At 63.5% G+C, this 13,367-nt stretch carries 4 protein-coding genes; all 4 read left to right on the forward strand.

Going from position 1 to position 13,367, the window contains the following annotated elements; all coding sequences use genetic code 11:
• The first annotated feature begins 115 nt into the window (after nucleotides 1-115).
• The 4 genes from NKI50_RS29525 (at nucleotide 116) to NKI50_RS29540 (ending at nucleotide 13,134) form a co-directional block, all read left to right on the forward strand.
• Nucleotides 116-8,686, forward strand: coding sequence for a glycoside hydrolase family 94 protein (locus NKI50_RS29525; RefSeq protein WP_352718479.1), 8,571 nt, complete (start codon nucleotides 116-118; stop codon nucleotides 8,684-8,686).
• Between the two features lie 364 nt (nucleotides 8,687-9,050).
• On the forward strand, nucleotides 9,051-10,820 hold the full coding sequence (locus tag NKI50_RS29530) for a glucan ABC transporter ATP-binding protein/ permease (protein ID WP_023717211.1): 1,770 nt from the start codon (nucleotides 9,051-9,053) through the stop codon (nucleotides 10,818-10,820).
• A gap of 623 nt (nucleotides 10,821-11,443) precedes the next feature.
• Nucleotides 11,444-12,106, forward strand: a complete 663-nt coding sequence (locus NKI50_RS29535) for a glutathione S-transferase family protein (RefSeq protein WP_352640027.1) — start codon at nucleotides 11,444-11,446, stop codon at nucleotides 12,104-12,106.
• A 263-nt stretch (nucleotides 12,107-12,369) separates the two neighbouring features.
• Nucleotides 12,370-13,134 (forward strand): heme ABC transporter permease, encoded by a 765-nt coding sequence (locus tag NKI50_RS29540; protein ID WP_352640028.1) that lies wholly within the window; start codon nucleotides 12,370-12,372, stop codon nucleotides 13,132-13,134.
• Nucleotides 13,135-13,367: the final 233 nt, after the last annotated feature.

Below are 13,367 nucleotides of genomic sequence, written 5' to 3' on the forward strand. Positions count from 1 at the left end.
GTGCGGAAACAAACATTCGGCCAAGTGTTGCGATGCAACCAATTGCATTTGGACCGGTTTTAGGGACATTGCCGTGGCGGTGACGCCGCACTGCGTCCCCAACACGGAACCTTAGATGAATATCCAGACCAATCTCGCACAGATCGAAAAGACGAGCGCCAGCTTCCCGGCTGTCACCGACGAGCCGATACGCTCCCATTTCCTGACGGAAGATCGGCTGCGCGCGTTGGGCGCAGCCCTTGCCAATGGCGATGCCAAGGATTTGTTCGGGCTGACGCCTTTCGATTTTCAGGCGCGCATCCGCGACAGCGCCAGGAAGATTCTCGATGTCTACCGTTCCACCAACGCTGCCCAGGCGAGGGGCGAAACGATCACGCCCGCGGCACAGTGGCTGCTCGACAACAACTACCTGGTCGAGGAGACCATTTTCCAGGTCAAGCGCGACCTGCCGCGCCGCTTCTATCGCCAGTTGCCGACGCTGAAACTGTCCGACGGATCCAGCGTGCCGCGCGCGTTGGCGGTCGCATGGACCTATGTCGCGCATTCCGACAGTTCCGTCTCGTCGGCCATGTTCAAGGCGATCGTCGAAGGCTTCCAGTCCGTCGAGCCGCTGAAGATCGGCGAACTATGGGCGCTGCCGTCGCTGCTGCGCTTTGTCCTGATCGAGAATCTTCGCCGGATCGCGGTGCGCGTCAATCGCACGCGGGAGTTGCGCCAGATCGCCAACGAGGTCGCCGACCGTGTGCTGGCGACGGACGACAGCGCCGACCGGCAGACGATACTTTCCGGCTACAGCGCCCATGCGCAGGACACCACCTTCGCAACCCAGTTGCTCTACCGGCTGCGCGACGGCTCGCAAAATGCCGGCAGGGCGCTGGAATGGCTGGAGGGCGAGCTGGAAAGGACGGGCTCCGACGCCGAGGAAATCATCCTCAGCGAGCACCGCACGCTGTCCAGCGGCAATGTGACCACCGGCAACATCATCCGCGGCCTGCGCCTCATCAATGACATCGACTGGACGGTGTGGTTCGAGGGCGTCAGCCGCATCGACACTTTGCTGCGCGAGCGCACCGATTTCGCGGCGCTCGATTTCTTTTCGCGCGACCAATACCGGACTGCGATCGAGGAGCTGGCACGCCGTTCCGATCTTTCCGAATTTCGCGTTGCCGAACGGGCGATTGAACTCGCCGGCCATGCTGCCGATGCGCCGGGCTCCGAAACCGGTCCGATCGCTCACACCGACGTCGGCTTCTTTCTGGTCGGTCCGCGCCGGATGGAACTGGAGCGGTCGATCGGCTACCGGCCTACCATCGGCAAGACGATCAACCGGACGTTCCGCAAGACCGGATGGCTGGGCATCGTCGTGCCGGTGTTTGCGCTGACGGTCCTGCTTCTGGTCGTCTCCGGCAATGCGCTCGCCAATCTCGGCCTGTCAGTGCCGTCGATCGTCCTGATGCTGGCCCTGTTCGCGGTGCCGGCCAGCGAAGGCGCGCTCGCATTCTTCAACACCGTCGTCTCGCTGTTTTTGAAGCCGACGCGTCTCATCGGCTATGATTTCAGGCATGGTGTACCGCCCGAGGCACGGACGCTGGTGGTGGTGCCGTCGCTGATCGGCTCGCGCGACGACGTTGAGGAGAACATCCGCAACATCGAAGTGCATCACCTCGCCAACACGGCGGGCGAGATCCATTTCGCGCTGCTTTCCGACTGGCCGGACTCGAAGACCGAGATCGATACGGCGGATGTCGAAATCCTCGAATTCGCCCGCGCCGAAATCGCCCGACTGAACGCCCGCTATCCCTCGGATGGCGCGCCGCGCTTTTATCTGCTGCATCGGCGCCGGCTCTACAACGCCTCGCAAGGCGTCTGGATGGGCTGGGAGCGCAAGCGCGGCAAGCTGCACGAATTGAACCTCTTGCTGCGCGGCGACAGCGACACCACCTTCCTGCCGTTGGAAGTGCCCTTGCCGGAGAGCGTCGTCCACGTCATGACGCTGGACGCCGACACCCGCACAACCCGCGACGCCGTCGCTGCGCTGGCCGGCAAGCTTTGCCACCCGCTCAACCGTCCGCATTTCGACGCGGCCCGGCGCGAGGTCACGGCCGGCTATTCCATCCTGCAGCCGCGCATCACCGCGTCGCTGACCAGCGGCGACGAGGCGTCGTTCTTCCAGCGTGTCTTTTCCGCCAATCGCGGGCTCGATCCGTACGTCTTTGCCGTGTCGGACCTCTACCAGGACATCTTCGGCGACGGTTCCTTCACCGGCAAGGGTCTCTACCATGTCGATGCCTTCGAGGCGGCGCTGAAGGGCCGTATCGAGGAAAACACCATCCTCAGCCACGACCTGCTCGAAGGCGCGCTGGCGCGATCGGCCTTGGTCACTGACGTCGAACTGGTCGAGGACTATCCGACCCGCTATTCGGTCGACGCATCGCGCCACCATCGCTGGGCACGCGGCGACTGGCAGCTTCTGGGCTTCATCCTCGGCCCGCGCTCAAACGTGCCGGCGCTGTCGCGTTGGAAGATGGTGGACAATCTGCGCCGCTCGGTGACGCCGATCTTCTGGGTGATGGCCGCGATCGCCGGCTGGACGCTGCTGCCATTCACGCAGGCGGCGCAATGGCAGGCGCTGCTGATCCTCACGCTGTTCATGGCGCCCACTTTCGACATCGTCAACGCCATCCTGCCGAAGAGCGGCGACCAGACGCCGCGCGGCCATTTCTCGGCATTGGCGCGCGACGTTGCCTTCGGTACCGCCTTGGTGGCGCTGAAGATCGTGCTGATGGCGCATCTTGCCTGGATGATGGGCGACGCGATCATCCGCACGCTCTACCGCCTGTTCGTCAGCCGCCAGAACCTGCTCGAATGGCGCACCGCCTCGCAGGCACACAAGGGCGGCGACAACGATCTCGGCTCCTATTACAGCATCATGTACGGCGCGGTGATCATCGGCGTCGTCGGCCTCGCTGTGCCGGTGCTGGCCGATTCCACCGGCGCCTTCGTCGCCTTCTTCTTTGCCTTGTTCTGGATCGGCTCGCCCGCCATCGCCTGCTGGATCAGCCGTTCGGCCGAAACCGAGGATCGCCTGCGCATATCGGCCGCCGATATCCACGCGCTGCGCACCGTGGCGCGGCGAACGTGGCACTATTTCGAGACCTTCGTGACGGCCGAGCATCACCATCTGCCGCCGGACAATTTCCAGGAAAGCCCGGCCCCCGTGGTGGCGCCCCGCACCTCGCCGACCAATATCGGCGTCTACCTGCTGTCCGTGATTTCGGCACGCGATTTCGGCTGGATCAGCCTCTCCGACGCCGTCAACCGCATCGACGCGACCATGTCGACCATCGAGAGCATGCCGCGCGATCGCGGCCATCTCTTCAACTGGTACGACACCACGACGTTGAAGCCGCTCTATCCGCTGTACATTTCTGCCGTCGACAGCGGCAATCTCGCCGGCCATCTGGTGGCCGTGGCCGCTGCCTGCGCCGAATGGGCGGAAGCGCCGTCGGTGCATGTGCAGGGCGACTTCGAAGGCATCCTCGACACCGTCACCATCCTCGACGAAAGCCTTGAGGAGTTGCCCGACGACCGCCGTCAATTGCGGCCCTTGCGCCAGCGGCTCGCCGACCGTCTCGACGGCATGCGGCGGGCGGTGGAATTGATCAAGGCGCAGCCGGAGATGGCGTCGATCCGCACTATCAACCTGGCCGTCCTGGCCGGCGAGATACGCAAGCTCGCGACAGCCATCCACACCGAGGCCGCATCGACCCAGAGCGACACCATCGCCGATTGGGCGGCCAGGCTCGAAGCCACCTGCGAGGCGCATGTCCACGACGCGCACAGCGACGAAAACGCCGTCGCGGCATTGCGGGCTAAGCTTCTGACCTTGCGCGAGCGCACGCGCCGTTTCGCCTTCGAGATGGATTTCTCGTTCCTGATGCGGCCCGAACGCAAGCTCTTGTCGATCGGTTACCGGGTCGAAGAGCATCAGCTCGACGAAAGCTGCTACGACCTTTTGGCCTCCGAAGCGCGGCTGACCAGCCTGTTCGCCATCGCCAAGGGCGATTTGCCGACCGAGCACTGGTTCCGGCTCGGCCGGCCGATCGTCGAGATCGGCTTCCAGGGCGCGCTGATGTCCTGGTCCGGCTCGATGTTCGAGTATCTGATGCCGCCGCTGGTGATGAAGGAGCCGCAAGGCAGCATTCTCAACCAGACCAGCAAGCTCATCATCAAGCGCCAGATCCAGTATGGCCGGTCGAAGAACGTTCCCTGGGGGATTTCGGAAGCGGCCTACAACGCCCGCGACCGCGAACTGACCTATCAGTACACCAATTTCGGCGTGCCCGGGCTCGGGCTGAAGCGCGGCCTTGGCCAAAACACGGTGATCGCGCCCTACGCGACCGTGCTGGCAGCGCAGTTCACGCCGCATGAATCCGTGCAGAACTTGGCCAGGCTGAGGCGGCTGGGCGCACTGGGCCAGCATGGCTTTTACGACGCGGTGGATTTCACGCCGCAACGCGTCCCCGAGGGTACCGACCACGCCGTCGTGCTGAACTACATGGCCCACCACTCGGGCATGTCGATCGCCGCCGTTGCCGATGCGATCTTCGAAGGGCGCCTGCGCGACCGCTTCCACAGCGATCCGGTGATCGAGTCGGCCGAATTGCTCTTGCAGGAAAGGGCGCCGCGCGACATCCCGACGGCGACCGTCAGGACCGAGGCCGACGAGCGCTCCAAGGACGAGACCGAGCTCGAGAGCCCGGATACACGCATCGTGCTCGATCCGCTCAGGGCGCTGCGCTCGACCAGTGTCATGTCCAACGGCCGCTACTCGGTCATGGCTACCGCCACTGGCTCGGGCTACAGCCGCTGGGGCGAACTTGCCGTCACGCGCTGGCAGCCGGATCCGACCGAGGACCGCCTTGGTTCCTACATTTTCCTGCGCGACGCCAGCAATGGCGACTGGTGGTCGGCCACCGCCGAGCCGAAGCGCGCCACCGACGAGCGTGTGCAGACGCTGTTTTCCGACGACAAGGCGAGCTTCGTCAAATCGATTGGGTCGCTGCGTTCGGAGGTCGAGTGCATCGTCATCTCGGAAGGCAATGGCGAGGGCCGGCGGGTAACGCTCTACAATGACGGCGCCGCCGACCGGCACATCGAAGTGACTTCGTATGCCGAACTGGTGCTGGGCTCCGAGCCCTCGGACAATGCGCATCCGGCCTTTTCGAAGATGTTCGTGGAAACCGAGATTGCACCGAACAACGGCGCGATTTTCGCCACCAGGCGCAAGCGCGAAAAGGACGAACCCGATGTCACCATGGTGCATTTCGTCACCGATCCGTCTGGATCGGCGCGTGATGCCGAGGCGGAAACCGACAGGCGCTCCTTCATTGGCCGCGGCCGCACCATCACGGACGCGGCTGCCTTTGATCCCGGCGCCAAGCTTGGCGGCCATTCCGGCTTCACCCTGGATCCGATCGCCTCGCTTCGCCGGCAGGTGCGCGTGCCGGCCAACAAGAAGATTTCGCTGACGTTCTGGACCGTCGTCGGCGCCGATCGCGCCGAATTGGATGCCGCTATCGCACGGCTCGACCATCCCGAAAGCTTCTCCCGCCAGGCGATGCTCGCCTGGACGCGCTCGCAGGTGCAAACCCGTCACCTCGGCCTCAGCCTGTCCGACGCCGCCAATGTGCAGAAGCTGGCGCGCTACCTGATATATCCCGATCCGTTCCTGCGCCTTCCCGGCGAATCCATCGCCTCCGGGCTCGGCAGGCAGTCCAGCCTGTGGCCGACCAGCATATCTGGCGATTTTCCGATTTTCCTGGTCAGGATCGCCGATGTCGCCGATCTGGAGATCGTCGCCCAGGCGCTTCGCTTCCAGGAATACATGCGCGCCCGCGGCATGATGATCGATTTTGTTGTCGTCAACGAGCAGGCTTCGTCATACGTGCAGGACTTGCAGCGCGCGGTCGAGACGCTGTGCGAAAACAGCCGGTTGCGCGGCAAGGAGCTTGGACCCCGCCAGCACATCTTCGCGGTGCGCCGCGATCTGATGGAGGAAACGACCTACAGGACTTTGCTCGCCGTCGCCCGGGTGGTGCTGCATACGCGTAACGGCACCATCTTCGACCAGATCGAGCGCGCCGAGGCCGCGGCACTGCAGGCGCGAGACGCCGCCCTCCAGCCGGCAGACCTTGCAGCGCTTCGCGAGCCGTCCTTGCCGGTGCCGACGGCGCAAGCGTTTGCCGCCCAGGCACTGGTCGAGGCCCGCGTCGACGGCAGCGGGCTCGATCAATGGAACGGTTTCGGCGGCTTCGACGGCGGCGGACGCCACTACGTCGTGCGTCTTGCCGGCCGGCGCACGACGCCGCAACCGTGGATCAACGTCATCTCCAACCCATCGTTCGGGTTCCACATATCGGCTGAAGGCGCTGCCTTCACCTGGAGCCGCAACAGCCGCGACTATCAGTTGACGCCGTGGTCGAACGATCCGGTCACCAACCGGCCGGGCGAGGGCATCTATATCTACGATCATGCCAGTGGCAAAGCGTTCTCGCCGCTGGCTGCCGTGGTGCGTGACCCGACAATGACTTACGAAACCTGGCACGGGCAGGGTTTTTCGACGTTCCGTTCAAAACGCGGGCCGCTGTCGATGGACCTGACCCATGTCGTCGATCCCGTCGATCCGGTGAAGATATCGCGGCTGCGCATCCAGAATTCGGGTTCGGCGCCGATGCGGCTACGCGTCTACGCCTATGCTGAATGGGTTCTTGGCGGCCATCGTTCGCGCACCGCGGCAAGCATCGTTCCGTCCCGGGATGCCGCGACCGGCGCTCTGCTGGCGCAAAATCCCTATGGGCTCGATTTTGGCGAACGGATCGCCTTTCTGGCCGCCGACGGTGCGGTGCATTCCGTCACCGCCGACCGCGGCGAATTCATCGGCAGGCTGGGCACCAGCGAGCTTCCGCATGCCGTGCTGAGCGGCGCCGGCCTGTCGGGCCGTGTCGAGGCCGGCGACGATCCCTGCGCGGCCATCGCACGCGACATCGACATCGCTGCCGGTGGCGACGTCACGCTGCTCTGGCTGCTCGGCGACGCGGCCTCGCCCGAGGAGGCCAGCGCGCTGGTGCAGACCCATCGCTCCAGGGATTTCGATCAGCGGCTGGCCGACAATGAGCGCACGTGGCGCGGCTTTCTCGACACCATCCAGGTCGAGACGCCGGACAAGGCACTCGACGCCATGGTCAATCACTGGCTGCCCTATCAGAGCCTGGCCTGCCGCATCCGTGCCCGCTCTGCGTTCTATCAGGCAAGCGGTGCCTTCGGCTTCCGCGATCAACTGCAGGACACCTTGGCCTTGCTGGCGCATGACCCCAAGCTGGCGCGTGATCAGATCCTCAATGCGGCGCGGCGGCAATTTCCCGAAGGCGACGTGCAGCATTGGTGGCTGCCGCGCACAGAGGCAGGCGTTCGCACCATGATCTCGGACGACGTGGTCTGGCTGGCCCACGCCACGGCGCGCTACCTGCTGGTGACGGGCGATACCGCGATCCTGAAGGAGCAATTGCCCTTCATCGAGGGGCAGGCGCTGGGCGAAGGCGAGCACGATGCTTTCTTCATCCCGGAAATCTCGAAGAAGACAGCCTCGCTCTATGACCATTGCGCGCGGGCGCTCGATCTTGCCGTCAAGCGCAGCAGCCCAGCCGGGCTGCCGCTGATCCTCGGCGGCGACTGGAACGACGGCATGAACCGCGTCGGCGAGCACGGCAAGGGCGAGAGCGTGTGGCTGGGCTGGTTCCTGCTGAAGACGCTGGGCGACTTTGCCGCTGTCGCCAAGGCGCAGAGCGATGCCAAGCGCGCGCAGGCCTGGACAAAGCACGCCGAGATGCTGAAGCGGGCGCTGGAAAGCACCGCCTGGGATGGCGAGTGGTATCGGCGCGGCAGCTTCGACGACGGCACGCCGCTCGGCTCGCGCAAATCGGACGAGTGCAAGATCGACTCGATCGCCCAGTCCTGGAGCGTGCTTTCGGGCGAGGGCGACCCGGCGCGGTCGACGACGGCAATGGGGCAGGCGCTGAAAACGCTCGTCGACGACGAGCTCAAGATCGTCAAGCTGTTCACCCCGCCGTTCTCGAGGACGGAAAAGGACCCGGGCTACATCAAGAGCTATCCGCCGGGGGTCCGTGAAAACGGCGGCCAATACACGCACGCGGCGACATGGTTCGTCATTGCGCTCGCCGAGATGGGTCGCACCGACGATGCCTACCGTTGCCTTTCGATGCTCAATCCGGTCAACCATGCACTCGATGAAGCCGCGGCAGAGCGCTACCGGGTGGAACCCTACGTCGTCGCGGCCGACGTTTATTCCGGGCAGGACAAGGGCGGCCGCGGCGGCTGGACCTGGTATACCGGTTCGGCGGGCTGGCTTTATCGCGCGGCGGTCGAGAGCATTCTCGGCATCGAGCGTCGCGGACAGCGCATTCAATTCACGCCGAGACTTCCCAGCCATTGGGACGGTTATTCGGCGACCCTGAAGATGCTGGGCGCCGAGATCAAGGTACGCGTCGTCCGCGACAAAAAGGCTCGGGCCATCTCACTTGAAGTGAATGGCACGAAGACCAAATCTTCGTCCTTCGAGCCAAAAGCCGGAGACAACGCCGAGGTGATCGTCAGAATACCGGCCTAGATTCAAGGGCTTGGAGCGTCCCTTGCGCTTCCCCAGGGAACGCACGGGCACTCCAAGTGCCTCTACCGGTTATATTTGCGTTTGACCTTGCTGAATGCCTGCACACGACTTTAGACGTCGTGCCCGGGGTCTTGCTGATTAAAATTGTGGCAGTGCTTTCCAGCTGCCATGATTTTGCCGCAACGCTGACATTTCACCTTTTATCTCAAACTGTTAGACGATCACGGCAAATTTCGAAGCGTCGTCATCTTTTGTTCGCGGAATGGGAACGGAAGAGGTAGACGAGCATTGTTTTGCGACGCGTCAACCGATACGAGTCAAAAAATGACGCACTGCACCATAAATAATTGGCGGAGTAGCTGAAGTGTCACTTCTGCAAATCTACTGGCGAGCCCTTGGTTATCTCGCTGCCGACAGGAAACGCGTTGCGTTTATCTGCGGGGCGAATGTCGCGCTTGCCATTATCGCCATTCTCGAGCCGATCATGTTCGGCCGGGTGATCGATGCCATTTCGGACCGCGGCTCGGTATTCTCGACGCTGGCGATGTGGGCCGGCCTCGGCGCGTTCAACATCATCGCCTTCGTGCTGGTGGCGCGCGGCGCCGACCGCTTTGCCCACCAGCGGCGCAGCGAGGTTCTTTGCCAGTCGTTCGAGCGCGTTATCACCATGCCGCTAGCCTGGCATCATCAGCGCGGCACCTCCAATTCCCTGCACACGCTCCTGCGCGCGGTCGAGACCCTGTTCAGCCTCTGGCTCGAATTCATGCGGCAGCATCTGTCGACCGCGGTCGCGCTGGTTCTGCTGGTGCCCACGGCGCTCAGCATGGATATCCGCATGTCGATGGTGCTGCTGGCGCTTGGCGCGCTCTATGTTGGCATCGGACGGCTGGTGATGCGGCGCACCAAGGAAGGCCAGGCGGCCGTCGAGCGGCATTACCACAAGGTGTTTGCGCATGTGACCGACTCGGTCAGCAACGTCGCTGTCCTGCAGAGCTACAACCGCATCGGCCACGAGACCGAGGCGCTCAAGCGCTACGTCAAGAACCTGCTCGACGCGCAGAACCCGGTGCTCGACTGGTGGGCGATGGCCAACGCGCTGCACCGGCTGTCGTCGACGATTTCGATGATGGTGGTGCTCTTGATTGGCGCCTATCTGGTGACGCACGGCCAGTTGCGCATCGGCGACGTCATCGCCTTTACCGGCTTTGCCACGCTGCTGATTGCCCGGCTCGACCAGATGTCGGCTTTCGCCAACCAGATTTCCGAGGCACGCGCCAAGCTCGAGGAATTCTATCATCTCGAGGACTCCGCTTCCGATGCCGCCGAGCCCGACGGGCTGCGCGACCTCGTCAACGTCACGGGTCATGTGCGTTTCGAGAATGTCTGCTTCGAGTTCGGCAATTCCGGGCAGGGCGTCGACGACGCGTCGTTCGAGGTCCAGGCCGGCCAGACCGTCGCCATCGTCGGCCCGACGGGCGCCGGCAAGACGACGCTCATCAACCTTCTGCAGCGCGTCTTCACGCCGTCCGGCGGCCGTATCCTGATCGATGGCATCGACACCCGCACGGTGACCCGCAAGTCGCTGCGCCATTCGATCGCCACCGTGTTCCAGGATGCCGGCCTGCTCAACCGCTCGATCGAGGACAACATCCGCGTCGGCCGTGCGGAGGCGACATATGACGAGGTCCATGCCGCTGCCAACGCCGCCGCCGCGCAGGATTTCATCCTGTCGAAGAGCGAAGGCTACGACACGGTCGTCGGCGAACGCGGCGGACAGCTGTCCGGTGGCGAGCGCCAGCGCATCGCGATTGCCCGCGCCGTGCTGAAGGACGCGCCCATCCTGGTTCTCGACGAGGCGACCAGCGCGCTCGACGTCGAGACGGAAGACCGCGTCAAGGACGCCATCGACGAATTGCGGCGCGGCCGCACCACCTTCATCATCGCCCACCGCCTGACCACCGTTCGCGATGCCGATCTGGTCGTGTTCATGGACAAGGGCCGGGTGGTCGAGATGGGCGGGTTCACCGAACTGTCGCTGCGCAACGGCCGCTTCGCCAGCCTGCTGCGTGCCGGCGGCCTGCTCAACGACGAGGAGGTTCGCCGCCTCAGCCATCCGGTGAACGAAGCCGCCTGAGTGGCACGCCTTGCCTTCTCCCCTTGTGGGAGAAGGTGGCCTCGCGAAGCGAGGTCGGATGAGGGGTGCTCCAGCTTGGCGCAAATCTTCATCCAAAATCCGGACTTCGGCGCACGGCAGATAGGATCATTGGCGCCTCACTCCGTTCAGCACCCCTCATCCGGCTCGGCGCTACGCCCACCTTCTCCCACAGGGGAGATGGGGAGACCGCGTCGCCGCCACGGCTGCAAGCTCTCATCGCGGACGTAGGCGAATTGTGTCGCAGACGGCGTCCAGATCCCGCATCTCCAGCTTGGCGCAAATCTGCATCCAAAAATGGAGATGTAGGCGCACTGCAGATCAGGATGTGAATCCGTAAATCGGGATTGACCGGAAGGGCCTCGGTCTGCGTTCAGGGCGCAAGCTCGCAAAAGCGGACAATGTAACAAGGCAGCCCCTACGCGCGGCCTCGCGGAGTTGGCCATCGCGCAGCCTCGCCGAATTGGCCATCGCGCTATCACGACCTCTGATCGGGAGCGGCGCCCAGCAATGAAATAGGTCAAGACCGATGTCGATTTCGGGGAGGCTCATTCGTCTCACGATAGGAAGCCGAAGAAATTCGCCCAGGCAAGGAAACGGATGCGATGACAATCACTATCACAGCATTTGAACGATCGCCCGATGGCGGCAAGGGACTGGCGCGCGATACGCGCGTTCGCTGGGCGCTCGAAGAAGTGGGTCAGCCTTATGAGGTTCGTCTTGTTTCCTTCGCAGGGATGAAGGCGCCTGACCATCTGGCGATCCATCCCTTCGGCCAGATCCCCACCTATGAGGAAGGTTCTCTCTCGCTGTTCGAGACCGGCTCGATCGTCTTTCATCTTGCCGAGCAGCATGCGGGCCTGCTCCCGAAGGATCGCGATGCCCGCGCACGCGCGATCACGTGGATGTTTGCCGCACTTAACACCGTCGAGCCGCCGATCCTGGAATTAACGACGGCAAGAATATTCGAAAGTGACAAGCCTTGGAGCGAGGAGCGCTTGCCGTTGGTAAAGGACCGTGTTCGCGCTCGGCTGGACAAACTCTCGGCTCACTTAGGCGTCGCCGACTGGCTCGATGATGCGTTCAGCGCGGGCGACCTATTGATGGTATCAGTGCTGCTGCGACTAAGAATGTCAGGCATTTTGGACGAATATCAAAACTTGGCTGCCTATGTAGCGCGCGGGGAAGCACGGCCCGCCTATATCCGGGCTTTCGCCTCGCAATTTGCGATCAACGCCCCATCAACCAACTGCCGACAGCAGGTTTGAAGTCTGCCGCCGAGCGTTTGACCAATGCTCGACGCTTCCAGCTTGACCGCTTTTGGCGTCAACTTCGGCGCGATCAAACGCCCCGATCGGGTTGCTTACCGACTGGCGGCTTTCATATTGCGATGAGTTCTGATTCAGGCTCGACATGAGCCGTCATCCGGCTCGGAGCCACGCGCCGATCCACCTTCTCCCACAAAGGGGAGAAGGAGAGACCGCCGGCGCCGTGGTTGCCGCAACTCCGCCGGCGGTCTATGTAAAGCCGCATGAGCGACACGACTTCACGCCTCTCCGGCTGGATGGACCTTGCCAACCCGACGCGGTTCGGCGGGCTGGTCGACAAGGTCGTGCCGTGGTTGGCGAGCGTGGCCGCCATCATCCTCGCTGTCGGTCTCTATATGAGCTTCACGGCGCCTGAGGATTTCCAGCAAGGCATCACCGTGCGCATCATGTATATCCACGTGCCTTTCGCCTGGCTTGCCATGATGTGCTACACGCTGATGGCGATCTCGGCGTTGGGCACGCTGGTCTGGCGGCATCCGCTGGCCGACGTGGCGCTGAAATCGGCGGCGCCCATCGGTGCCGTCTTCACCGCCCTTGCGCTGATCACCGGTTCAATCTGGGGCAAGCCGATGTGGGGCACCTGGTGGGTGTGGGACGCGCGGCTGACCTCGGTCTTCATCCTGTTCCTGATGTATCTCGGCATCATCGCGCTGACCCGCGCGCTCGACGATGCCGGGCGCGCCGCCTGGGCCGCGGCCATCATAACGCTGGTAGGCTTCATCAACATCCCGATCATCAAATTCTCGGTCGACTGGTGGAACACGCTGCATCAGCCGGCTTCGGTGTTCCGGCTCGGCGGCCCGACCATCGATCCAAGCCTGTTGTGGCCGTTGCTGGTGATGGCGCTCGGCTTCACAGTGCTGTTCTTCGCGCTGCACCTAACGGCGATGCGCACCGAGATCTGGCGCCGCCGCGTCATTTCGATGCGCCGGGTCGCGGCAAGGCAAGCTGAACGGCAACCCGGCTGATCTTATCCGTCGAGTTTCTTCCCACCCCCCTCTGTCCTGCCGGACATCTCCCCCGCAAGGGGGGAGATCGGATGTTGCTTCTGCTTTCGCCAATTACCAACGTATCAAAGTGGGTGCGGGCGGCGGAGCTGCCAATCTCCCCCCTTGCGGGCAGGGCTATCGCATATGAGTGATGGCATTGATGAGATAGTCGTCGTTCCAGGCGCATTTCTTGATGCGATGGCTGATGGGAA

Source organism: Mesorhizobium sp. M0563, from assembly GCF_040321065.1.
Taxonomy (GTDB): Bacteria; Pseudomonadota; Alphaproteobacteria; order Rhizobiales; family Rhizobiaceae; genus Mesorhizobium.

Excerpts from the sequence above, each read along its gene's own strand:
- NKI50_RS29525 (WP_352718479.1), top strand. The coding sequence starts at position 116 with ATGAATATCCAGACCAATCTCGCACAGATCGAAAAGACGAGCGCCAGC.
- NKI50_RS29535 (WP_352640027.1), top strand. The coding sequence starts at position 11,444 with ATGACAATCACTATCACAGCATTTGAACGATCGCCCGATGGCGGCAAG.
- NKI50_RS29540 (WP_352640028.1), top strand. The coding sequence starts at position 12,370 with ATGAGCGACACGACTTCACGCCTCTCCGGCTGGATGGACCTTGCCAAC.